This is a genomic window from Cyanobium sp. BA5m-21, assembly GCF_024346235.1.
GTDB classification, from domain to species: domain Bacteria; phylum Cyanobacteriota; class Cyanobacteriia; order PCC-6307; family Cyanobiaceae; genus Cyanobium_A; species Cyanobium_A usitatum.
Genome location: NZ_JAGQCO010000023.1, coordinates 20,358 through 40,683, shown reverse-complemented (window position 1 = coordinate 40,683; position 20,326 = coordinate 20,358). Strand labels below are relative to the sequence as shown.

26 protein-coding genes and 2 pseudogenes are annotated in these 20,326 nt (G+C 64.6%); 20 read left to right on the top strand and 8 right to left on the bottom strand.

Annotated elements, in window-relative coordinates; translation table 11 throughout:
• Positions 1 to 221 precede the first annotated feature (221 nt).
• Entirely contained in the window at positions 222 to 386 is a 165-nt protein-coding gene (locus KBY72_RS08645; protein WP_254962187.1) for a hypothetical protein, read from the bottom strand.
• Between the two features lie 85 nt (positions 387 to 471).
• On the opposite strand from KBY72_RS08645, the gene KBY72_RS08640 reads away from it, so the two are divergent.
• Positions 472 to 774, top strand: coding sequence for a hypothetical protein (locus KBY72_RS08640; protein WP_254962186.1), 303 nt, complete (start codon positions 472 to 474; stop codon positions 772 to 774).
• Positions 775 to 830: 56 nt separating this feature from the next.
• Here KBY72_RS08640 and KBY72_RS08635 read toward each other — a convergent pair.
• A pseudogene (locus KBY72_RS08635) lies at positions 831 to 2,419 on the bottom strand (IS3 family transposase).
• 187 nt (positions 2,420 to 2,606) lie between these two features.
• Between KBY72_RS08635 and KBY72_RS08630 the strand changes: the two are divergent.
• The 13 genes and pseudogenes from KBY72_RS08630 (at position 2,607) to KBY72_RS08570 (ending at position 9,612) form a co-directional block, all read left to right on the top strand.
• Positions 2,607 to 2,882 carry a hypothetical protein gene (locus tag KBY72_RS08630; protein ID WP_254961353.1) on the top strand — a complete coding sequence of 92 codons (276 nt, stop codon included), beginning with the start codon at positions 2,607 to 2,609 and terminating at the stop codon, positions 2,880 to 2,882.
• Positions 2,875 to 3,195 (top strand): hypothetical protein, encoded by a 321-nt coding sequence (locus tag KBY72_RS08625; protein ID WP_254993388.1) that lies wholly within the window; start codon positions 2,875 to 2,877, stop codon positions 3,193 to 3,195. The genes KBY72_RS08630 and KBY72_RS08625 overlap by 8 nt, the downstream gene beginning before the upstream one ends.
• A gap of 338 nt (positions 3,196 to 3,533) precedes the next feature.
• Positions 3,534 to 3,695, top strand: coding sequence for a hypothetical protein (locus KBY72_RS08620; RefSeq protein WP_254931713.1), 162 nt, complete (start codon positions 3,534 to 3,536; stop codon positions 3,693 to 3,695).
• A gap of 10 nt (positions 3,696 to 3,705) precedes the next feature.
• On the top strand, positions 3,706 to 4,134 hold the full coding sequence (locus KBY72_RS08615) for a hypothetical protein (RefSeq protein ID WP_254961355.1): 429 nt from the start codon (positions 3,706 to 3,708) through the stop codon (positions 4,132 to 4,134).
• The gene (locus KBY72_RS08610) at positions 4,121 to 4,402 is read left to right on the top strand and encodes a type II toxin-antitoxin system YafQ family toxin (RefSeq protein WP_254961356.1); all 282 of its coding nucleotides are present in this window, start codon (positions 4,121 to 4,123) and stop codon (positions 4,400 to 4,402) included. The genes KBY72_RS08615 and KBY72_RS08610 overlap by 14 nt, the downstream gene beginning before the upstream one ends.
• A 23-nt stretch (positions 4,403 to 4,425) precedes the next feature.
• Positions 4,426 to 4,620, top strand: a pseudogene (locus KBY72_RS14435) (DegT/DnrJ/EryC1/StrS family aminotransferase); the annotation flags it as partial.
• Between the two features lie 106 nt (positions 4,621 to 4,726).
• Positions 4,727 to 5,119 (top strand): hypothetical protein, encoded by a 393-nt coding sequence (locus KBY72_RS08600; RefSeq protein ID WP_254931728.1) that lies wholly within the window; start codon positions 4,727 to 4,729, stop codon positions 5,117 to 5,119.
• Between the two features lie 179 nt (positions 5,120 to 5,298).
• A complete protein-coding gene (locus tag KBY72_RS08595) occupies positions 5,299 to 5,661 on the top strand; it encodes a hypothetical protein (protein WP_254931710.1) in 363 nt (120 codons plus the stop codon).
• 74 nt (positions 5,662 to 5,735) lie between these two features.
• Entirely contained in the window at positions 5,736 to 6,008 is a 273-nt protein-coding gene (locus tag KBY72_RS08590) for a type II toxin-antitoxin system ParD family antitoxin (protein ID WP_254993386.1), read from the top strand.
• Positions 6,005 to 6,373, top strand: coding sequence for a type II toxin-antitoxin system RelE/ParE family toxin (locus tag KBY72_RS08585; protein WP_254961358.1), 369 nt, complete (start codon positions 6,005 to 6,007; stop codon positions 6,371 to 6,373). The genes KBY72_RS08590 and KBY72_RS08585 overlap by 4 nt, the downstream gene beginning before the upstream one ends.
• Positions 6,374 to 6,675: 302 nt before the next feature.
• Positions 6,676 to 8,577, top strand: a complete 1,902-nt coding sequence (locus KBY72_RS08580; RefSeq protein WP_254993385.1) for a polysaccharide biosynthesis protein — start codon at positions 6,676 to 6,678, stop codon at positions 8,575 to 8,577.
• Between the two features lie 338 nt (positions 8,578 to 8,915).
• A complete protein-coding gene (locus KBY72_RS08575) occupies positions 8,916 to 9,146 on the top strand; it encodes a FitA-like ribbon-helix-helix domain-containing protein (protein WP_254993383.1) in 231 nt (76 codons plus the stop codon).
• Positions 9,147 to 9,150: 4 nt separating this feature from the next.
• Positions 9,151 to 9,612 carry a type II toxin-antitoxin system VapC family toxin gene (locus KBY72_RS08570; RefSeq protein WP_254961362.1) on the top strand — a complete coding sequence of 154 codons (462 nt, stop codon included), beginning with the start codon at positions 9,151 to 9,153 and terminating at the stop codon, positions 9,610 to 9,612.
• Positions 9,613 to 9,892: 280 nt separating this feature from the next.
• Here KBY72_RS08570 and KBY72_RS08565 read toward each other — a convergent pair whose 3' ends face one another.
• The 4 genes from KBY72_RS08565 to KBY72_RS08550 form a co-directional block, all read right to left on the bottom strand.
• Positions 9,893 to 10,330: a hypothetical protein gene (locus tag KBY72_RS08565; protein ID WP_254993382.1), complete on the bottom strand. Its 438-nt coding sequence runs from the start codon at positions 10,328 to 10,330 to the stop codon at positions 9,893 to 9,895.
• 23 nt (positions 10,331 to 10,353) lie between these two features.
• Positions 10,354 to 10,881, bottom strand: a complete 528-nt coding sequence (locus KBY72_RS08560; RefSeq protein ID WP_254993381.1) for a hypothetical protein — start codon at positions 10,879 to 10,881, stop codon at positions 10,354 to 10,356.
• Positions 10,882 to 10,889: 8 nt separating this feature from the next.
• Positions 10,890 to 11,078, bottom strand: coding sequence for a hypothetical protein (locus tag KBY72_RS08555; RefSeq protein WP_254993380.1), 189 nt, complete (start codon positions 11,076 to 11,078; stop codon positions 10,890 to 10,892).
• Positions 11,079 to 11,156: 78 nt separating this feature from the next.
• Positions 11,157 to 12,677 (bottom strand): peptide ligase PGM1-related protein, encoded by a 1,521-nt coding sequence (locus KBY72_RS08550; RefSeq protein WP_254993379.1) that lies wholly within the window; start codon positions 12,675 to 12,677, stop codon positions 11,157 to 11,159.
• 60 nt (positions 12,678 to 12,737) lie between these two features.
• Between KBY72_RS08550 and KBY72_RS08545 the strand changes: the two genes are divergently transcribed.
• Together KBY72_RS08545 and KBY72_RS08540 are read left to right on the top strand one after the other, a co-directional pair.
• Complete coding sequence (locus tag KBY72_RS08545) at positions 12,738 to 13,025, top strand: SemiSWEET family sugar transporter (protein ID WP_254935999.1); 288 nt, start codon at positions 12,738 to 12,740, stop codon at positions 13,023 to 13,025.
• Complete coding sequence (locus KBY72_RS08540; protein ID WP_254993376.1) at positions 13,022 to 13,492, top strand: hypothetical protein; 471 nt, start codon at positions 13,022 to 13,024, stop codon at positions 13,490 to 13,492. Before KBY72_RS08545 ends, KBY72_RS08540 begins: the two co-directional genes overlap by 4 nt.
• On the opposite strand, the gene KBY72_RS08535 is transcribed toward KBY72_RS08540, so the two are convergent.
• Positions 13,489 to 15,558 carry an HDIG domain-containing metalloprotein gene (locus tag KBY72_RS08535; RefSeq protein WP_254993375.1) on the bottom strand — a complete coding sequence of 690 codons (2,070 nt, stop codon included), beginning with the start codon at positions 15,556 to 15,558 and terminating at the stop codon, positions 13,489 to 13,491. The two genes, KBY72_RS08540 and KBY72_RS08535, sit on opposite strands and share 4 nt — an antisense overlap.
• Before the next feature lie 69 nt (positions 15,559 to 15,627).
• On the opposite strand from KBY72_RS08535, the gene folD reads away from it, so the two are divergent.
• The 4 genes from folD (at position 15,628) to KBY72_RS08515 (ending at position 19,621) form a co-directional block, all read left to right on the top strand.
• A complete protein-coding gene (gene folD, locus KBY72_RS08530) occupies positions 15,628 to 16,506 on the top strand; it encodes a bifunctional methylenetetrahydrofolate dehydrogenase/methenyltetrahydrofolate cyclohydrolase FolD (protein ID WP_254961372.1) in 879 nt (292 codons plus the stop codon).
• A gap of 247 nt (positions 16,507 to 16,753) precedes the next feature.
• Entirely contained in the window at positions 16,754 to 17,656 is a 903-nt protein-coding gene (crtE, locus tag KBY72_RS08525; protein WP_254961373.1) for a geranylgeranyl diphosphate synthase CrtE, read from the top strand.
• Entirely contained in the window at positions 17,653 to 18,162 is a 510-nt protein-coding gene (locus KBY72_RS08520; RefSeq protein WP_254961374.1) for a divergent PAP2 family protein, read from the top strand. Before crtE ends, KBY72_RS08520 begins: the two co-directional genes overlap by 4 nt.
• On the top strand, positions 18,155 to 19,621 hold the full coding sequence (locus tag KBY72_RS08515) for an AAA family ATPase (RefSeq protein WP_254961375.1): 1,467 nt from the start codon (positions 18,155 to 18,157) through the stop codon (positions 19,619 to 19,621). Before KBY72_RS08520 ends, KBY72_RS08515 begins: the two co-directional genes overlap by 8 nt.
• A 13-nt stretch (positions 19,622 to 19,634) precedes the next feature.
• Here KBY72_RS08515 and KBY72_RS08510 read toward each other — a convergent pair whose 3' ends face one another.
• On the bottom strand, positions 19,635 to 20,321 hold the full coding sequence (locus KBY72_RS08510; protein WP_254961376.1) for a GAP family protein: 687 nt from the start codon (positions 20,319 to 20,321) through the stop codon (positions 19,635 to 19,637).
• Positions 20,322 to 20,326: the final 5 nt, after the last annotated feature.

Genomic DNA, 20,326 nt, shown 5'->3' with positions numbered 1-20,326 from the left:
TTCAGGCCGCGGTTGGGGCGGATGCGGCTCTTGAGGCCGGCGGCCCCGTGAAAGCCGCTTAGGAGTTGTTCCGGCTGCAGGTCGTGAGGGCTCTGCTGGTTGGGGAGTTTTCAGCTGCGGATGGCCAGGCCCTTGTTCCGGCGGGATGCGCTTGCAGCTGCGAGTGCAAGCAGTATTGATCCGCGCCCCGCGCTGTGTTCCCGTTGATCAGTACAGGTGTATTATGAGCTGAGCGGCGAGTGTTCGGCGTGGGTAGGGCTTTCTTGTTCGACATCCAGGGTTGGATCACCCTTCTCCTGGGCGGCCTGCTGGCGCTGATCACTCTTTTCTCGTCGTACAGCCATGTCCACATCCCCTTCATCGGCGCCGTCGCCCTCAATCAGCAAAGGCTGTTTCGATAAATCTGCCTACTACTCCTCATTGTCCTGGTTCCGCCGCTGCTTGGCGTAGCCGCAGGCTTCTGCGAAGCAGTTGCTCAATTGGCGACCCGTTGTCGACTACGAGCTGAGAGAGATAGAGTTCAATTGCAGAGAGATCGCGCACGAGCAGCGGATGAGGCAGCTCGAGAACGAGGACGCGCAGCTGAGGAAAGACGACGAGCAGAGGAAGATCGCACACGAGCAGAGGAAGATCGAGCACGAGCAGCGAATGAAGCAGCTGAAGAGCGAGAACGAGCGGCTCGCCGAGCTCAACGCCAAGCTCAGTGCAATCTTGTTCAGCTCCGACACCAGCTCGACCCCTCCGAACGCAACGCCAGGCGAGTCCGAGATGTGATCTCGCTGCTGGAGGAGTACGGTGACTGCCAGGAAAGATGACGTCTCTGCTGCTGATCAGGCAGCCATGGCAAATGTAGCTGGTTGATGTTCGATTTCCGGGGGTGGTGGATTGATCCAGACCACTTCCGGTTGACGCCAGCAACGTGTAGATCGTGACCAGCGACGTGGATTCCGCTGGCGTGCCTGTTCATAGACATCGGCACGATGCCGGCAGATCTCCACGGCTTGGCCACTGTGTCGCTGGTGTGGCGTAACGAACTTGATGCCGCTGTGGCGGTGCCGGTGGTTGTACCAGTCCACAAATGACGCCACCCACAAGCATGCCTCTTCCACGCTGGCGAATGGCCGACTTGGGTAATCGGGCCGGTATTTTGCTGTGCGGAACAGCGATTCGGAGTATGGGTTGTCGTTGCTAACCCTTGGTCTGGAGAAGGACCGCAGCACTCCCAGCTCTTCCAGCCGGCTTTCCAGCGTGGCGGCACGCATTGCGCTGCCGTTATCGGCGTGCAGGATCAGCGGCTGCTGGCGGCTTTTGCTGATCCGCTCGCGCAGGCAAGCCCTGCTCACTAGATCCGCTGCAATGGCTGAATCCTCGCGCTCGGCGACATCCCAGGCCACCACCTTGCGGCTCCAGACATCGATCACTAAATAGAGGTAGAGCCACACGCCTCGGACGGTGGTGGGCAGATAGGTGATGTCCCAGCTCCACACCTGATTTGGCCCATCGGCCCGCAGCCGTGGCACAGGGCGCGGCTCCTGTGGTGGTCGGGCGCGACCGCGGCGATTCGCCTGGCCATGGGCGTGGAGAACCCGGTAGAAGCTGCGCTCTGAGCCAATGAACAGGCCCCGGTCCGCAAGGATCGGCACGATCTGACCGGGGGGCAGCGCAGCGAATTCCGGCTCGTTGCAGGTGAGCAGGATGCGCTGGCGTTCCTCCTCGCTGAGGCGGTGGGGCACATGGCGGCTGCTGCCCTTGCGGCGATCTACACCGTCCCCAGCACCGGCAAACTGGCGCCGCCATCGCTGCAGCGTGGTGAGGCAAATGCCCAACAGCAGGGCCAGTTGTCTGGCACGAGCACCAGCGGCAATCCCCTCATCGATGATCTGCAGAGCCTTCTGGCGGTCTTCGGGCGAGGTCAGTCGTCCGCGTCCTCTCCCCAGAAGGCCTGGATCTTTTTTGCTGCCAACAGCAGTGCCGCTGCTTCTGCCAGTGCCTTCTCCTTACGGCGCAGCTCTTGTTTGAGCTGTTTGATTTCACGCTGGTCCTGCTGATGGCGGCGGTCTAGATCCTTCTGCTCTGTCAAGGTGAGCACTGGCTTTTCATTGGCATCCTGGGATGCTTGGCGCCAGCGCTCCACCTGCTCGGGAAACAAGCCCCGCTCACGGCAGTAGGCACTCAGCTCGGTGGCATTCAGCCCAGCGGTTTCCAACACCACCGTGAACTTGTCGGTGGCACCCCAGCCCTCAGGATCCTTCTCGGATGCAGGCACCACCTCTCCTTGCAGACGCCAGGTCTTCCTCCAGTTGTAGAGGCTGGCCACGTGAATGCCCAGCTCTGCTGAGATCTGAGCCACGCTCTGGCGGTTCGGCGGAGTCATACGCCTCCTCACATCAGCCTTAAAGGCCTCGCTGTAACGACGCATTGCTCTGCTCCATCAAGCCCCCTGGTGAAAAAAGTGGTCGAGATGGAGAGGCGTCAACTTTCCTGGCAGAGGGGGAGTACGGGGGAATGGCTTGAAGTCCCCATGCCTGCCGCGGCGCTCAGGTCAACTCCTCTATTGGTGCCGCACGAAAGTCGCGATAGACTGAATGCTGCCGCCCTCGCTCGCCATGGCTTCCGCGCTCCATCCGCCCGCCATCAAGCTCGTCGGCAGCAATGGCCAGATCTCGCTGGGCAAGCAGTACGCCGGCCGCCATGTTCTTGTGGAAGAGCCTGAGCCGGGTGTCTGGATCGTTCGCACCGCCACAGTGATTCCAGACAATGAGCGCTGGTTACACGAACCCGCTGCCGCAGCAGCCCTGCAGGCTGCGATGGTCTGGTCCGCCAGTCACCCACCAGCGGATGCCGATCTGGATGAAACCCTGATGCGCCTTGGCTGTGATTAAGCATGAAGGCTGCATCAGGCTGGATCTGAACAACCCGGTGTTTCAGGAGCAGTTGCTCACGCTGCAGAAGGCTGAGCGCCATGCGGCACTCGACACCCTCAACAAGATCCGCCAGCTCACCTGGAACCAGCTCTATCGCGACCCAGGGATCAAGTGGGAGAAGATCACAAGCATTAAGCCACCTGCTGGAATCGATGCCGTGTATTCGTTGCGGATCAGCAAATCACGCAGGGCAACAGCTCATCGTGAGGGTCAGTACATGCGGCTACTCACCATTGCCCCGGATCACGACGCGACCTACGGGAGGAAATGATTCATAAGTTTCAGGCTGCAGCAAACTGCACCCCAGTTCGACTCCTAATATCCCCGCCGGTGAAGGAAGCATGGATGCCAGAGCAGGCACCTCAGCCTCTAGCGGGCGACTAGGACGCAGGCGCCTGGCTGGTTCCCAAGGTTGTTGCCCGCAAACTGGCCGATTGTGGGGTGTAGGGGGTTTAGGCCTGCGGCCTGGTGAAAGCGGCTCAGGTGTTGTTCCGGCTGCAGGTGGCCCAGGTTTTGGTTCCGGCAGGATGCGCTGGTGGCTGCGAAAGCGCCCTCCCCTCCTTGTTGACCAGTACAGGCGTATCATGGACTGAGCGGCGATTGCTCGGTGTGGGTAGGGTTTTTCTGTTCGACATCCAGGGTTGGATCACCCTGATCCTGGGCGGCCTGCTGGCGCTGATTACTCTTTTCTCGTCTTACAGCCATGTCCACATCCTCAGCGAGATCGCAGCCCTAGGGCTGCTTTCAGGAGGCTGGTCTGGCCCCTGCTGAGCGGTTGCCGGTGGCTCGTGAACTGGGTGAGACCAGCTTGATGTTCCTTGTGCATTCCACCATCACACCTGAGCCGATGGCCGGCTACGCCTCGCACATCTGCCTCGGTGCCCGCCTCGCCGGCGCGGGTGTTGAACCCTCAGCGGCATTAATGTGGCATGAAGGAGGTTTCGGTATGACACCAGCAACGATTGACCTCAATGGTCTCGACAGCGACATTCGCGCCAATGTGCTGCGACAGCTAACTGCTTCTGGACTGTCCGAACAGCTCTTCGTGAACCAGGTTTATCACGCTTTGGCAGGGGGCCAATTCAGCCTTCTCGATCTTCTGGGCCCAAATGCTGGCACCCTTGAAGCCATGCAAGAGCTGGCCGAGGGGCGAGGAGTGACCGCAGAGAACATTGAACAGTTGTTCGCCGACCTGCATGCGGACGATTGAACGCTCAACACAGTTCAAAAAAGACTATAAAAAGTATTTCAAAAGTGTCTACGGCTCGGAGCTGGATGCCCGCCTCAAAGAGGTGATCGGGCATCTTCTGGCCGAACAGCCTCTCCCAATCTGGTTTCGCGACCATCAGCTCAGAGCCAACTGGAAGGGATATCGCGACTGTCACGTCTTCCCGGATTTGGTGCTTATTTATCAGCTCCAGGGCGGTGAGGTGCTTCGGCTTGTTCGTCTGGGATCGCACAGCGAGCTGTCGCTTTGAGTCCTGGCCAAGAGGCATTGGCGATGAGCCTCCCGTTCGTTCTCATCTTCCGGCTCACCGCACGTCTTCACCGGCCCTTTCTCTCATCGTTCCCTTGCCCCAGTTCGATGCCGAGCCGCAGCCACGGTGAATCTGTTGGCAGTTTCGACGATGTGGCCGCCTGGAGCTTCTGCCAAGACAAAACCCTCAGCACCGCTGGTGAAGGCGGCATGGTGACCACCTCCCGCGCAGATCTGTGGGATGCCATGTGGGCCTTTAAGGAACACGGCAAAACCCAGGGGGCCGTGTTCGGCCGCGAGCATCCACCTGGCTTTCGCTGGCTCCATGAGCGCTACCGCTTCGCGGGCCTGCGGCTACAGCTCCAACTTCCGCCTCACCGAACTCCAGAGCGCCATCGGCCGCATCCAGCTTCAACCCCTGCCCGACAAGTTCTATGTCTTCGTGGAGCCTGATGCCCTTGCCCAAGGCTGGAGCCGCGATCGCATCTTTTTTGAGATCACAGGAGCTGGTTATCCCGCCCTTTCCGGCAGTTGCAGCGAGATCTATCTGGAAAAGTGTTTCCAGGATGCAGGTCTTGCTCCCGCCGAGCGCCTACCTGTAGCCCGCTTGCTTGGTCAAACCAGCTTGATGTTTTTGGTGCATCCCAACATCACCCCTGAGCAGATGGCCAGCTACGCGGATGTGGTGCGAGCTGTGGTGAAGCGAGCTTGCCGCTAGTGCTATTAGGCCAGAAGCGCCCCCAGGTGCTTGTTGCCCTTTTGCTTGGAACTTCGGCTGCAGGGCTCTGGCTGGCCTGGCCCTGGAAGCGATCTGGTGGCTGCGAGGGCGCCCCCCCGTTGAGAAGTACAGGTGTATTATGAGCTGAGCGGCGAGAGCTCGGCGTGGGTAGGGTTTTTTTGTTCGACATCCAGGGTTGGATCACCCTGGCCCTAGGCGGCCTGCTGGCGCTGATCACTCTTTTCTCGTCTTACAGCCATGTCCACATCCCCTTCATCGGCGCCGTCGCCCTCAATCAGCAGATCGGAGTTCTACTCCTCATTGTCCTGGTTCCGCCGCTGCTTGGCGTAGCCGCAGGCTTCTGCGAAGCAGTTGCTGAACTGGCGACCCGTTGTCGACTACGAGCTGAGAGAGATCGAGTTCAACTCCAAAATCGATGCTCTCTTGTTCAGCTCCGACACCAGCTCGACCCCTCCGAACGCAACGCCAGGCGAGTCCGAGATGTGATCTCGCTGTTGGAGGAGTACGGGGGAATGGCTTGAGCCCCCTGGCCCTACCGGGGTAATCCCAGGCGCCTGGCGCGGCCCCTTGACCGATTGGTGCTACTCAGTCACACTTGAGACGACGTGTAGAGGGTGCTCCAGTGGTCATCAAGAGTTCAGTTTCTCTTCGCGAAGATCAGCATGCCTTTGCCAAAGCGTTGGTGGGCGCTGGTCGCTTCCCATCCGTGAGTGCTGTGCTGCAGCAAGGCCTTGACCTGCTGCAGCAGCAGGAGGCTGATGCCCAAGCCGATCGAGCCGCCTTGCAGGTCTTGCTGAAGCAGCGCGCCAATGGGTCCTTCATCTCTGCCGATCAACTGCGGGCCAGGTTGGCGGCGCAGCCCCGATGAGCGAGGCTCCGTGGACGGTGGTCTTCGCCGCAGAAGCGATTAACGATTTGGTGCTGATCACCGAGTACCTCACACAGGCCTATTGCGGCTTTGGAGAACCACTGGCTGAGGCAAACCGGCATGCACAGGTGCGCATCGAGGCGATCATCACTGCCGCCGAACGGTTGGCCCCAGCTCCCCTTTGTGGAGAATCACACGACGATCTCCTGCCTGGCCTTCGTCACCTGGCCCTCGATCGCGCTGTGTATTGGTTTCGCCCACGCGCTGAGCAGCGGGTAATCCAGGTGCTGGCCGTGTTCTTTGGTGGCCAAGACCACCAGCGCCACATGTTGGTGCGCCTGTTGCAAAACAGCTCCCAGGTTTGATGGCGATCCATGGTTCTCGCCTCCGGCAAGGTGAGCATTTGTCGTTGCGCTCTTTGCCCTGAAAACGCTCTTGGCTGGTAGAGCTGTTGTTCCTCGGCTGCTCAGTGCCGCCCCAAGCAATCCCTATGCCCCAAACCCTCCTAACTCCGAGATCCCCCCCATGGCCATGGCCGAGTTGCTGATGGCTATGCCCAAGCAGTGAACCCAATCCGGCGGACAGCCTCCCTCCCCGTTCCCCCCCCAAGAGCACTAGATCCTGAATGCCTGGCCTGATGCGAAGACCCGCCCTGCGTCGCGCCCTGATGGAGCTCCCTCCCCTGGGCCGCCGCCTGCTGCTGGGCATGATCGATGTGCTGCTGATCCCCCTGGCGATCTGGCTGAGCTTCTGGCTGCGCACGGCCCACCCCTTTAGCGAGCATCTAGGAGCCAGCCTCTGGCTGTTCCCAGTGGTGTGGACTGTCGGGCTCAGCGTCTATGCCTTCACCGGCCAATACCGTGGCCTCACCCGGTATGTGAGCAGTACAGCGTTCTACGCGTTAGCCACCCGCAATGCCGCCGTGGTGGTGCTGGTGTATCTACTCGGAACCCTGCTGCCGGTGCAGATGCCACCCCGTAGTAGCTGGCCCCTGCTCTGGCTCCTACTCACTGGCCTCACCGGCGGCACGCGCTTTGTACTGCGCGACTTGCTACTCCGCGCCAACCACACCCCAAGCAACAATCGGCCTCAGGTGATGATCTATGGCGCCGGTGCCGCCGCTGCCCAGCTAGCAGCTGCTCTGCGTCTCGCCCGCAGCCACACCGTGGCGGCTTTTATCGACGATGATCCTGGGCTCTGGCGCCGCGAGCTCGATGGCATCGCCATCCGTGCCCCCCAGATGCTGCCCGAGCTGGTCAACAGTCACCAGGTGAGCCAGGTGTTGCTGGCCATCCCCTCCCTCAGCCGCAGCAAACGCCGCCGCATCGTCCAAGACATTCAGCAGCTGGGGGTGTCGGTGCTGCAGGTGCCTTCCTTGGAGGAGATCACCAGCGGCCAAGCCCGCATCAATACGCTGCGCCCCGTCGCCATCGAGGAGCTGCTAGGCCGCGATGCGGTGCCGCCCGATCCCAACTTGCTCGGCCCAGGCGTGCGTGGATCAGTGGTAGCCGTTACCGGCGCCGGTGGTTCGATCGGCTCCGAACTCTGCCGCCAGATCCTGCGGCTTGGCCCCAAGGCCCTGGTGTTGCTGGAGCGCAGTGAACCTGCCCTCTACGCCATTCACCAGGAGCTAAAGCAGCAATTGCCCGAGGGCCTCGATTTGGTGCCCGTGCTTGGTAACGCCGCCGATGCCGCCCTCATGCAGCGGTGTTTCGCCGAACAGGCCGTGGATGTGGTGTTCCATGCCGCCGCCTACAAGCACGTGCCCCTGGTGGAAGCCAACCCCTTGGCCGGCCTCACCAACAACGTGCAGGGCACCCGCGTGATTGGCCAGGCCGCCTTGGATCAGGGCCTGCGCCAGATGGTGCTGATCTCTACCGATAAAGCCGTGCGCCCCACCAACGTGATGGGCGCCAGCAAGCGGGAGGCCGAGCTAGTGGTGCAGGGCTTGGCGGAGCAGGCCGATCGTCAAGGTGCGTCCACGCGCTTCGCGATGGTGCGCTTTGGCAACGTGCTGGGGTCATCCGGCTCGGTGGTGCCCCTCTTTCGCAAGCAGATTGCCGCCGGTGGACCAATCACCCTCACCCACCCAGAGATCATCCGCTTCTTCATGACCATCCCCGAGGCGGCTCAGTTGGTGCTCCAAGCCGCAGCGCTGGCTGAGGGAGGGGATTTGTTTCTGCTCGACATGGGCGAGCCGGTGCGCATCCTCGACCTGGCTCGCCAGATGGTGCGCCTCAGCGGCCTGCGCGTGCGCGATGCCCACACCCCCGATGGCGACATCGAGATTAGCTGCACCGGTCTACGCCCCGGTGAAAAGCTCTACGAAGAGCTGCTGATCGAAGCGAGCTCCGAAGCCACCCCCCACCCGCTCATCTACCGCGCCCGCGAAGCCTCCCTGCCTCCCGAGCAACTCTGGCCCCAATTGGATGCTCTTGAAGCAGCCATCCGCTGCCAAGACGCCTCTGCCGCCCTCGACTTGCTGGCCCAGCTGGTGCCCGAGTGGCAGCGGGGTGAGGTTGGGGGCCAGTCCCAGGCGGCCCATCCGACGGACGGGGCTCACTGCTGAAGGGTGGCGTTGAGGGGTGAGCAAGCCGAGGCAGTTTTTGTTGCCTAAGTTATGCGTTTATGTTCATAAAGTAGATGTGGTCTGTGTTCTGTGTGTGGCGCTCGTGAGGCCATGCGAAGCACCATCACCACTCGGGGTAAACCGTTATTCCTGCAGTTCGTCAAGGACGACCAACGGATAACTCACGTCAGCAAGCAGAGGCACAGGCCGGAAGGGAACGCTGTCGGTTCGATTGAGCTTCTTTCGCTCCATCCCAGAAAAGCGAGCTGACTGGGCTTTGATGCTGCAGGCGTGGACCGTAGGCGATGGCAGAATGAGATCAGTTGGTGCGAGGTAAAATGCCATCACTCAGTTTGCGAGGGTTGTCGGATCAGACCTATGAGGGCCTGCGGCAGCTCGCCACCAGCAACCACCGCAGCATGCAGGAGCAGGTGCGGCTCCTAATTGAACGGGAGGTGCGCTACGCCCAGGTGGGTGGGGTTGAGCGGGCCCGGCGATGGCGTTCGCTGCTGGCTGGGCGCCATTTCCCTGATCTAGCTGCCGACATTCAGGCCGACCGCAGCCGCTGAAGCGATGACCGCATCAGCACTGACCGCATCAGCACAGACCCAACCCCATTCTTTTGTACTTGATACCTCTGCCCTGCTGAGGCTTTATCTGGCCGATGGTCCATTGCCCCCCTCCTTGGAGCTCGCTATGCAACGGGGGTGCAGTGGCGATGCCTTGCTGCTGATTCCCGATCTATGCCTTCTTGAGTGCGCTTCTGTGTTGTTGAAACAGGTGCAGCGCCAGCTGCTCAGCTTGGATGAATGCCGTGCTCTCCTTGCAGATCTGCTGCAGCTGCCGCTTCGGGCTACTAGCGCCAGTGAACTGGCTATAGCAGCGCTAGAGCAGGCTATGGCTCTCTCGCTAAGTGTGTATGACACTAGTTTCCTTGCTCTCGCGCTCAAACATGACGCACTTTTAATCACAGCAGACAAACAATTAGCCAAGGCAGCTGCTTCCCTTGGTTGTCTCGCGGATGCTGAGCGGTGAGCCATCCGCTGAGCCTGTATGCGGCCAACCAGCACGCGTCGCTTGCCTGAACGCGTGATTCGCAACGCCTAGTTCCACCCTCTGATTTGCAGCTGTGCGGCAATCTGTACAACTTGTACAGATTCAAGATGTACAAAATCAAAGAGGCACCCAAATTTTCATGGCGGCTGGCTTCCCCCTGAGAAATACACGCTCACTAACTACCGATCATCACCAGGCGCTACTTGTCCCTGCTCCAGCGCCCCCTGCCCGCCGAAAAGCAGAACAACATCTTGGCGCCTTAGCCAGCGTCAAACACCCGCTTGCCATCGGCCCGTTTCTGGTTGAGGCGCCGAGCTTCCCTGCGCGTGAATTCACTCACCGTTGGGTTGGCCACCACCGGATCCACGTGGGCCACCTGCTCCCACAGCTCCCGTGGCGCCCAGCGCACCGTGTGCTCCACCCGGTCGTGCTTGGTTATGTGGCACCAGCGGTTGCCACCACAAATTGGGCAGAACAGCTCTTCAAGCCACTCGTTGCTGAGCACCAGCACCGGATAGGCCTGGATCACCAGCTTGGCTCTCTTATCCGCCATGCCTCGGGCCTTTAGCTGCTCGCTGGTGAGCAGGTGCAGGAAGTACTTCCTGCCATTGCCCTCGATGCGTTGCTCCGGGTGGGCAGGGCAGCAAAGCTGCCGCCGTTGTGGCCGCCGCGAACTGCGAGTGGATCTTTCGACCATGGAGGAGCCAAAGCCCACTGAACTTAACGGAGCTCTACCGCGGCAAGTTGCTGCGGATCGCACCGACTCCAGGCGTTGTGATCCGCAGTTGTGCTCCCAACTCCTAGGGCCAGCAGGGCTTTTTCGGCTTGCTGCTGGCGGGCCGCGCTGCGTTGCCGCTTGGCCTCCTGCTCGCCCTGCCAGTAGCGGCGCTCGGCCCGATCGCTGCTGCGCCAGGCGGCCAGGGCTTGCTCATAGCGCTCCTGCTCCAGCTCCTGGTCTTCGCGGGTGAAGCGTGCCATCAGCTCCGGATCTGGTGCCGCGGGCCTCCGTAGGGGGGAGTAGGCCTGTTGCTTGAGATTGACTAGCTCGCTGCTGCTGCGCCGCAGCTCCTGCAATTGACGCTGCACCGCTGGCTGCTGGCCGCGGCAGCGGCTCATCAGGGAACTCAGCTGCCGTTGGGCTGCAGCGGCCTCCTCGCGCTTTTGCCGCTCCGCGCCATTGCAGCCCAGCAGCGTTAGCGCCAGCAAGGTGGCGACAAAAAGGCTTGCTGAGGTGCGCCGTTGCTGCATCGGTGCCCTTAGGCAGCCCTACGGTCTAATTCGCCAGCGGGCGGCAGAAACTGCCACAGGCGCCTGTAGGCCTCCAACTCCAGAAAACCCCAGCCCACTAGCTCGGGGTTGCTGCTCTGGACCGCCTGATAGAGCTCCTGCCGGCTACCCGGCAGGGCCTTCAAGCGATGGATGGAGTGGGCCTCCGTCCGCTGCATGGGTGCTCAAAAACTTCCTCCAACCAACCGGATCTCCCTATCCCTGTCAAGCCACCCCGGCCTGCGGCAGCTATTGGGCTAATGCCCCAGCAGCCGGGCGGCTCTCAGTAGCTCCGCTTCCGTGGCGGCGTACACCGCTTCTGCTTCCGCGGCGCTGCGGCCGATGCAGGTCATGCCGAGCTTGCCGTATTGAGACAGGCAGCCCAGCAGGTGAAACACGGTGCCGCGCAGCTGGGCCTGGTCGAAGTGCAGGCCCGCCTCAGCCACGATGTCGATCAGATCCACCGGCAGTAGCCCGCGCAGGTGCGGCGCCGTGAGGTTGTCCGTTGCCTTGTAGTGCAGGGAAGGGCCGCTGGGGGCGTGATACAGCCCGCTGGCTGGATCGAGGCTGCCGCTGGTGATGGCGCTTAGCGCCATGTAGGGGTGGGTGGTGCCCCCCTGGCGCAGGTTCACCTCGATCGCCTGCAGATCCCAGCGATCGCCAAAGCGCCGGGCGATGAAATCCACCGCGTAGCGCTCCAGCGCCCCCTCTGCCGCTAGCGCCTCGCCCACCGCCTGGCCGTGGCGCATCAGCTCGGCCCGGTAGGGCTCGGCCGCCGGGAAGCTGCAGCCCAGGTAGGTCTGGCCGCTGGTGCCGCCCAGCACCTGCTCATGGCTAGAGAGCACCTCCACCTGGCCCGCTTGCCCCACCGATCCGGCTGGGCCGGGATAAATCGTGCCCTGAACGCTTGGTGAGCTGAGCTCCTCCCCGCCCTCCAGCCAAGCCTCCACCAGCGCCCCCTGCACCGCCAGCTGCTCCTTCCAGCTGGCTGCAGGCATCGGCAGCACTTCCAGGGCCTGCCGCAACCGCCGCCGCCGCTCAGCGCCGCTTAGCCCGGCCAGCTGCAGAGGTTCGAGCGGCAAAGGCGCATTGCCCTCGCCGCTGAAGCCCTCATTGAGCTTCACCACGCACTGGCGCAGCTCGGGGTGGGCTTCCCACAGCTCGGCGGTGGCTTCGCACAGGTCGTCGAGGTTGTGGGTGAGGGCCGAGCCGGGGGGGTGGGGCACGCCGCAGCGGGCGAACAGCTCGCGGCTGCCGGCCTTGCTGCCCCAGTAGCCCAGGGCTGGATCGGTGCCCAGCAGCGGTACCTGCAGCCGCTCCGAGAGCTGGCGTTCCAGGTCGCTCACCACAAAGCAGTTGATGAAGCTGCGCCCCGGCCGCAGCAGCTCGGCGATGCGCCCCAGCAGGGCCGGCCGCTCCAGCAGCTTGGCGGTGAGGGGCCGGTTGGAGGCGTCGTCGGTGTCGACCAGGTGCAGCCGCCGCCGCGCGTGGGAGGTGGGCACCCCCGGCAGCAGCTCCAGCACCGCATCCACCACCAGCTCCCCCAGCGGTTTGCTGGTGGCGTACACCATGCGCACCCCCGGATCCCGCAGCCGGATCAGCGAAAACAGCTGGCGCTCCTCGTAGTGGTGGGCGCCGGTCACCAGGTCGATCTGGTCCTGGTCCATCGACAGCGACGGCACCATCAGCACGTCCACATCCGGCCCCTGGGCTGCGGTGCTCTGGCCCCAATGCGGCTGCAGTTGGGCCTGGAGCTCGCGGAAGCTGAGCAATGTCATGGGAGTGGGGGCAGGATCGAGTGCCAGCTCCCATGCTGACGGCACGCTCGCCCAATCCCCATGGCAGTTCCTTTGGTTAGTCCTGCTGTGCGCGCCCTTGGATACCTGGCGGCGTTGCTCACCACCTTGAGCTTCTTCCCCCAGGCCCTCAAGACCCTGCGCAGTGGCGACACCAGCGCCATCTCCCTGCGCATGTACGGCCTTTTTACCGCCGGCATTGCCCTGTGGGCCATCTACGGGTTTTACACAGGCGATGGCCCCTTGATCGTGGCCAACCTGGTCACCCTGGTGCCCGCGGGGATCGTGCTGGAGCGCAAGCTGCAGTCCCTGCGCGCCCCGCGCCGATGAGGGACCGGATTCTCCCTGCCCTGGACTCGCTGCTGCACGGCCTGATCAGTCTTGGCCTCGGTGCGCTGCTGGCCGCCTTCATCCTGGTGGGTGCCAGCCAGCAGGGGGGGCAGGGCAACTCCCAGCTCGCTGCCGACAGCCTGCGCATGCTCTGGTCGCCGGCGATATTCGCCGGGGTGGGTGTCCTGCTAATTGCCAATGGGCTGCTGCGCTGCCTGTGGCTGCTGCTGAGGAGGCCGGTTTCGCCGCCTGCAGCGGCTCCGGAACGCCCAGCCGATGCCTACGAGCGGGCCTGCGCCGAACTTGGAGTCGAGCCAGGCAGCGACTGGGCCGTGGTGCGCTCAGCCTGGCGCCGCAACCTGCCCAAGTGGCATCCAGATCAGGGCGGCGCGGTAGACGTTTGGCGGCGCAAACTGGCGGCCTACACCCTGCTCGAGGCCTGGAAGGAATTTGAGGAGCCGCCCTAGGCGCTATAGCCCTTTCTGGCTGGGATCGGGTAGGCGATCCGCCGGTGGCGCATCCGCCGCCACACCCGCACGAAAGCCCGGATCAGTAGTTCCAGTTCGGCCCGACTGATGCCACTTTCTGCTAGCTGGTTGTCATCCTGGCGCGCTTCGATGATGCGTCGCACCATCTGGCGAGCCTCGCTTTCGCTAGTGCCGGGCGGCAGGGAGCGCAGGGCTGCTTCGCAGCCATCGGCCAGCATCAAGATCGCAGTCTCCCGGCTGCGGGGCGTGGGCCCCTGATAGCGGAAGCGCTCCTCGGCAACGCCCGGATCCCGTTCGCGGGCATGGTGCAGGAAGTAGCCCATCTTCAAGGTGCCCTGGTGCTCTGGGATGAAGTCGGCCAGGGGGCGCGGCAGCCGGTAGCGGCGGGCCAGCTTCAACCCCTCATCCACATGGGCCTGCAGGATGGCGGCGCTGGCGAAGGGGTCGTCAAGGCTGTCGTGGGGATTGGCGCCCTCACCCTGGTTCTCGATAAACCATTGGGGGCCGTGCAGCTTGCCCACGTCGTGATAAAGCGCCCCGGTGCGCACTAGGTCGATGTCGGCCTGGATGGCCCGCGCCCCCTCCTCAGCTAGGCCCGCGATCATCAAGGTGTGCTCGAAGGTGCCGGGTGCTTCCACCGAGAGCCGCCGCAGCAGGGGCCTTTGCAGGTCGGCCAGCTCCATCAACCGCGCCCGCGTCACCAGGCCAAAGAAGGTTTCCACCAGCGGCGCCAGCAGCAGGCCCGCCATCAGCAGCCCCCCCAGCAGCAGGGCTTCGCTCACGAGGTCCACCCGGGCCACCGCTCCCGGACCCTGCAGCCCCCATTGCAGTAGGAGCCACTGCAGCAGCAGCCCCGTGCCGGGCAGCAGCACCGCCAGTTGCAGTAGTTCGGCCCGGCTGCGCTGTCGTCCGGCCGCCAGGGCCGCCACGCTGCCCACCGCTGCCGCCACCAGCAGCCTCCCTCCCATCAGGGCCGTGATCGGCATCGGCCACAGGAAGCTGGCTGCCGCCAGCCAGGCCAAGCCGCAGGGGGTGCCCAGGCCTTGGGCCAGCAGCAGCGCCGGGGGCACCAGCAGCACCAGCGGACTAGCCAGCGGCCCCAGCCACAGCGCAAAACCCTGCACCACCAGCAGGGCCCCCAGGGCCAGCAGCGCTTGCCGCGGCTCCAGGCAGGCCCGCCAGCGGCGCAGCACCAGCACCAGCACCCCAGCTATGGCCAGCGCCTCTAGGAAGTGACCAAGCCAGGCCAGGGGCCGCGGCCGCCGGTTCACCAGGCCGAAGTAATCGAGTACGTCAAAGGCCTGGGGGCTGATCGTGTCGCCCTGACGGGTAATCAGATCTCCCTGCTGCACCTTGATCGTGGGGATCCCCTGCTGGGTGATCAACGCCTCGATGCGTCGCTGGCTCAGGCCTGGATCACTGCGCAGGTTGGAGTGGCCCTGCAGGGAGCTAGCCAAAAGCCGTGCCCCCAGCCCCCGCGGTAGCGGTGCCAAGGGCTCGAGCTGCAGGGTGGCCGCCTGCAGCAGCTGGCCTTCTGCCACCCCAGCGGCCAGCCCCTGGCTGAGCATGCGCAGCTGGGCTTGGCGCACCTCCCGGCCCCAGGCCGTGAGCTGGGTGACCCCTTCCTCCCGTAGCCAATTGCGCTCCTCGGTGGTGATTGCCACCGGTTCGATGCGCTGCTGGTCTGATTTGGCCTGCTGCTCCACCGCCTGCAGATCCTGCTCCAATTTCTGACGCAGCTGCCCGTTGGCCTGCTCATCCACAACCTGCACCGTGCTGCGAGGCACCAACTCCTGGCGCCGCTCCTCCAGGGCGTTGCTATCCACCACCATTGCCGCCTGCGGAGCTTTAGCCGTGAAGGGCGCCTCCATGCCGGGTCGCAGGTTTGGCTCCACCAACCAGGGCCAGCTCGATACCAGGGCCACCAGGGCGCACACCAGCAGCACCGACGCTGTATCGCGATTGCGCCAAACCCCCGGCGAATGCCGCGGGCGCTCCAGCCGCAATAGCTGCCGCCACAGGGTTCGCAGCCGCCTTAACACCATTCCAAAACGCTAGCGGGCCCTAAGCCGGGCGGGACTGCAAGCTGGGGAGGCGTGCTTGCTTTCTGCACCATGGCCACCCGTATGGACGGTCGCCAGCTGGCCGGTGAGATCGAACTCCGGTTGCAGGCGACGATCGCTGAGCGACTGGCAGCCGTGGGGCGCCCGCCTGGTTTGGCGGTGTTGCGGGTGGGCGACGACCCGGCCAGCGGCGTCTATGTAGCTAATAAGGAAAAGGCCTGCGCCCGGGTGGGCATCACCAGCCTCGGCGCCCACCTCGATGCTGGTTCCAGTGCGGCCGAAGTGCTGGCCGCGGTGCAGCAGCTCAACGCCGATACCGCCTGCGACGGCATCCTGCTGCAGCTGCCCCTGCCTGCCGGCCTCGATGAGGGCCCGCTGTTGCTGGCGATCGACCCAGAGAAGGATGCCGACGGCCTGCATACCCTCAACCTGGGCCGCCTGCTCAAGGGTGAGCTGGGGCCGCGTAGCTGCACCCCTGCTGGTGTGATGGCGCTGCTGGCCCGCCACGGCGTGGCCCTTTCCGGCCAGCGGGCTGTCGTGGTGGGCCGCAGCATCCTGGTGGGCCAGCCGATGGCGCTGATGCTTCAAGCAGCCGATGCCACCGTGAGCGTGGCCCACTCCCGCACCACTGATCTTGCTGCCCTCACCCGCCAGGCCGACGTGCTGGTGGTGGCCGCCGGCCGGCCCCGCATGATCGGCGCTGAGCATGTGAAACCCGGCGCCGTGGTGATTGATGTGGGCATCCACCGCACCGAGAGGGGCCTCTGCGGTGATGTGCGTTTTGAGGAGGTGGAGCCCCTAGCCAGCGCCATCAGCCCCGTGCCCGGTGGCGTCGGCCCGATGACCGTCACCATGCTGCTGGTAAACACCGTGGTGGCCTGGTGCCGCCGGGCCGGCGTCGAGCACGGCCTGGGCGATCTGGTGCCCTGAGCGGGGAGTGGATGGTCCCTGGGCTGATGAGGGTCGAGGGGCTGGTGAGGGTCGAGGGTGTGGTGTGTTCTGCTGCTGTCCTTGATCCTGTACAGCTGTACAGAATCAAGGACACTGTGCCCAAAACCAAGGACACTGGGCTCAGCGAAGCCAGCGCTCTCGGCCGCAACGTTGCGCGCTCTTGAGCCCCCTGCGCCACCCCGCCTGAGAGAATCCCGCTAGCACGGAGGCCCCTGGCCGAAGCTCCATGACCGCGGCGGACTCCAGCCCCTTTGACTTCGCCGCCTATCTAGAGGCGACCCGCCTGCGGGTGGAGGCGGCCCTTGATGGCTCCCTGGGGCCGGAGCGGCCCGAGTCCCTGCGCGAGGCGATGCGTTATTCGCTGCTGGCTGGTGGCAAGCGGCTGCGGCCGATCCTCTGCCTGGCGGCCTGTGAGCTGGCAGGCGGCGACAGCGCCTTGGCCATGCCAACGGCGGTGGCCCTCGAGATGGTCCACACCATGTCGCTGATCCACGACGACCTGCCGGCTATGGACAACGACGATCTGCGCCGCGGCCGCCCCACCAATCACAAGGTGTATGGCGAAGCCAACGCCATCCTGGCCGGCGATGCCCTGCTCACCCGCGCCTTTGAGATGGTGGCGCTGCGCAGCCCAGGCGTGGAGGCCGAGCGATTGCTGGCGGTGGTGGGCGAGCTATCCCTGGCTTCCGGCGCCCCCGGCTTGGTGGGCGGTCAGGTGGTGGATCTGGAGTGTGAGGCCAAATCCGTCGATCTCGACACCCTCGAATACATCCACCTGCACAAAACCGGCGCCCTGCTGCGGGCCTGCGTGCTCACCGGCGCCCTGATCGCCGGTGCCTCCGAAGACCTGCTGGCCGCCCTGAGCACCTACGCCCGCGGCATTGGTTTGGCCTTTCAGATCATCGACGACATCCTCGATGTCACGGCTAGCAGCGAGGTGCTCGGCAAGACCGCCGGCAAGGATCTCACCGCCGACAAAACCACCTACCCCAAGCTGCTGGGCTTAGAGGAATCGCGCCAGCGGGCTGATGCCCTGGTGGCCGAGGCCAAGGCCGCCCTGGCTCCCTGGCACGTGAGTGCCGCGCCCCTGCTTGCCCTGGCCGACTACATCACGAGCCGCGACCGATGAGTAACCCCATGTTGGTAGGCGTCTTCGACAACGGCGTGCTCTGGTGGGGCCTGGCGGCCTGTGGCGTTGCCCAGCTCTCCAAGCTGGTGATTGAGTTGGTGGTGCATCGCCGCTGGAATCCGCGGGTGCTGGTGGAAACCGGTGGCATGCCCTCGAGCCACTCGGCCCTGCTCACCGGCACCACCGCAGCCCTGGGTTGGGTGCAGGGCTTTGAGGGGCCCCTGTTTGCCCTGGCGGCCGTGCTCTGCTTTGTGGTGCTCTACGACGCCTCCGGTGTGCGCCGCGCCGCTGGCCTCACCGCCGCCCGCGTCAATGAGATGGGTGATAACTCCATGGCCAGCGCTGATTCCTCCCCAAAACCCCTCAAGGAAAATCTCGGCCACACCCGCCTTGAGGTGCTGATCGGTGCCCTGATCGGGCCACTGGTGGCCTTGCCTGGTTTGGTGCTGGCTGGCTCGCCGCTGCATCTGGCCCAGGGCCTGGGCTGGTTCACCGCGGTTGGTTGACTCCGAAGCTCCCGACTCAGCCGCGGCCCTAACTGCCGACCAGCAGGCCGCCGCCGCCGCCTTCGCCGATTGGCTGGTGGCGCCCGCAGATGGCACGCCGTTTGTGCTGAGCGGCTACGCCGGCACCGGCAAAACCTTTCTCTCGATGCGCTTTCTGGCCCAGGTGGAGGCCACCGGCCTCTGCTGGACCGTGGTGGCCCCCACCCATAAAGCCGTGGGTGTGCTGCGCTCCTACCTGGCTGGGGCTGGCCTTTCGCCCACCTGGTTTCCTTCCACCATTCACCGCCTGCTGCGGCTGAAACTCAGGCGCCAGCGCGATATCGAGCGCTGCGAGGAAACCGAGCAAACCGCCGTCGCCCTCGAGCACCTGGGCCTGGTGCTGATCGATGAGGCTTCGATGGTGGACTCCACCCTGCTGGAGATCAGCTTGCGCTGCGCCCACTCTTTTCGCACCCGGCTGGTGTTTGTGGGCGATCCGGCCCAGTTGCCGCCGGTTGGTGAACCCGTGAGCCCGGTGTTCAGCCTGGGCCGGGCCAGCCGGGCCGAGCTGCGTCAGGTGGTGCGCCACCAGGGGCCGGTGCTGCGCCTGGCCTCGGGGTTGCGCCAGGGCGACCTGCCCTGCCGCCGCCCGCCGCCGCTGCCGCCGATCCGCAATGCCAGCGGTCAGGTGGCCCTGCTGGAGCGCGGCGCCTGGCTGCAAGCCGCCCAGGCCGCCCTGCGCCGCAGCGCCGAAACCGACAACCCCGACCTAGCTCGCATCCTCTGCTACACCAACCGCTCCCTCGAGCAGCTGGTGCCGATCGCCCGCCGCGCCCTGCACGGTGAAATGGCCGACCAGCTGCCGGTGCTGCCAGGTGAGGTGCTGATTACCCGCGCTGCCGTGATGGCCCCCGCCTGCCGCGAGGGCGAGGACGCCGCCGAGGAGCCCGACATGCTGCTGGGCTCCAACCGGGAGCTGGTGGTGCGCGATGTCATCCCCGAACGCTGCGATCTGGCCGATTTCGGCGTGCCTGATGCGCCGGTGATCGATACCCTCACCGCCCGGGTGGAGGCCGGCGATAGCCAGCTGAGCCTGCGCCTACTGCCGCCCCTGGGCTCGGCGGCCAGGATCGCCTTCGAGGCTGTGTTGGCCCGCCTACGCCAACAGGCCAAGGACGCCGGCAAGCAGGACGGCAAGGGGCTGTGGCGCCGTTTTTTCCTGGTGCGAGATGCCTTTGCCTCCCTCGGTCCGGCCGCCGTTCTCACCGTGCATCGCAGCCAGGGCAGCACTTTTGCCGAGGTGTTTGTGGATGGCGATGTCTTCTGGCCCAGCGACACCGTGCTGCGCCGCCAGCTGGTGTACGTGGCCGTGAGCCGGGCCAGCCAGGCGGTCACGCTCCAGGCCGGCGCTTCGGGTGCCGGGCCCAGCGCCCTCGCCGAGCAGCAGCTCTGGAGCGACTGGTTGCAGGTGGATGGCTGATAGCTCTGGCTGCCTAGGCCAGCCGCAGGCCCTCGATGCCCTGCCAGCCCAGATATACCGCCAAGGCCACGCTCACCAGGCCCACCAGCAGGTCGCCCTTGGCGAATAGCCACTGCTTGCCCCGCTCCAGCAGGGGCAGCATGCGCTCTGGGCCAGCCAGCAGCAGGGCCAGCAGCGGCAGCAGCAGCAGGCTGGCGCTCACCAGGCTAAATACCCCAGTGGCCAGCAGCTCCTGACCGCGGCCGAGCCCCGCTGACAGCAGGCTGCTGGCGGACTTGGCAAACAGGAACAGATCGTCGGGGCTGGCCACCTGCAGGCCGGCACTGATGGCCAGCAGCAGCGGCAGGGGCAGGGCACAGAACTGATCGAGGCGGCGCGTCCAGCCCGGCGGCCCCGCACCCTCTTCATTTTTATTCAGCAGCTCCTTCACCCCCAGCCCCAGCAGGGCGCCGGCGGCCAGTAGGTCGAGGCCGGTGAGGTGGTCGCTGCCCTTGTCCATGCTCAGCAGCAAGCCGTGGCCCACCGTGAGCAGCAGGGTAATGGCCAGGGCGGCGGTGACCAGCCAGGCAGCCACAAACAGCCCGCCCCGCTGCAGCGGCTTGGGGCCGAGCAGGAGCAGCAGCAGCAGGCCGATGTGCAGCGGCGAAAAGCTGATCGCCAAACCAAAAGCTGCTAGCTCGCCGAGCAGGTTGGAACTCATGGTGC

What these genes read in the sequence shown, in the direction of transcription:
- KBY72_RS08630 (WP_254961353.1), top strand. Translation starts at nt 2,607, where the DNA reads ATGGCTTCCGCGCTCCATCCGCCCGCCATCAAGCTCGTCGGCAGCAAT.
- KBY72_RS08610 (WP_254961356.1), top strand. Translation starts at nt 4,121, where the DNA reads ATGCGGACGATTGAACGCTCAACACAGTTCAAAAAAGACTATAAAAAG.
- KBY72_RS08600 (WP_254931728.1), top strand. Translation starts at nt 4,727, where the DNA reads ATGAGCGCTACCGCTTCGCGGGCCTGCGGCTACAGCTCCAACTTCCGC.
- KBY72_RS08585 (WP_254961358.1), top strand. Translation starts at nt 6,005, where the DNA reads ATGAGCGAGGCTCCGTGGACGGTGGTCTTCGCCGCAGAAGCGATTAAC.
- KBY72_RS08580 (WP_254993385.1), top strand. Translation starts at nt 6,676, where the DNA reads ATGGAGCTCCCTCCCCTGGGCCGCCGCCTGCTGCTGGGCATGATCGAT.
- KBY72_RS08575 (WP_254993383.1), top strand. Translation starts at nt 8,916, where the DNA reads ATGCCATCACTCAGTTTGCGAGGGTTGTCGGATCAGACCTATGAGGGC.
- KBY72_RS08570 (WP_254961362.1), top strand. Translation starts at nt 9,151, where the DNA reads ATGACCGCATCAGCACTGACCGCATCAGCACAGACCCAACCCCATTCT.
- KBY72_RS08565 (WP_254993382.1), bottom strand. Translation starts at nt 10,330, where the DNA reads ATGGTCGAAAGATCCACTCGCAGTTCGCGGCGGCCACAACGGCGGCAG.
- KBY72_RS08560 (WP_254993381.1), bottom strand. Translation starts at nt 10,881, where the DNA reads ATGCAGCAACGGCGCACCTCAGCAAGCCTTTTTGTCGCCACCTTGCTG.
- KBY72_RS08555 (WP_254993380.1), bottom strand. Translation starts at nt 11,078, where the DNA reads ATGCAGCGGACGGAGGCCCACTCCATCCATCGCTTGAAGGCCCTGCCG.
- KBY72_RS08550 (WP_254993379.1), bottom strand. Translation starts at nt 12,677, where the DNA reads ATGACATTGCTCAGCTTCCGCGAGCTCCAGGCCCAACTGCAGCCGCAT.
- KBY72_RS08545 (WP_254935999.1), top strand. Translation starts at nt 12,738, where the DNA reads ATGGCAGTTCCTTTGGTTAGTCCTGCTGTGCGCGCCCTTGGATACCTG.
- KBY72_RS08540 (WP_254993376.1), top strand. Translation starts at nt 13,022, where the DNA reads ATGAGGGACCGGATTCTCCCTGCCCTGGACTCGCTGCTGCACGGCCTG.
- KBY72_RS08535 (WP_254993375.1), bottom strand. Translation starts at nt 15,558, where the DNA reads ATGGTGTTAAGGCGGCTGCGAACCCTGTGGCGGCAGCTATTGCGGCTG.
- folD (WP_254961372.1), top strand. Translation starts at nt 15,628, where the DNA reads ATGGCCACCCGTATGGACGGTCGCCAGCTGGCCGGTGAGATCGAACTC.
- crtE (WP_254961373.1), top strand. Translation starts at nt 16,754, where the DNA reads ATGACCGCGGCGGACTCCAGCCCCTTTGACTTCGCCGCCTATCTAGAG.
- KBY72_RS08520 (WP_254961374.1), top strand. Translation starts at nt 17,653, where the DNA reads ATGAGTAACCCCATGTTGGTAGGCGTCTTCGACAACGGCGTGCTCTGG.
- KBY72_RS08510 (WP_254961376.1), bottom strand. Translation starts at nt 20,321, where the DNA reads ATGAGTTCCAACCTGCTCGGCGAGCTAGCAGCTTTTGGTTTGGCGATC.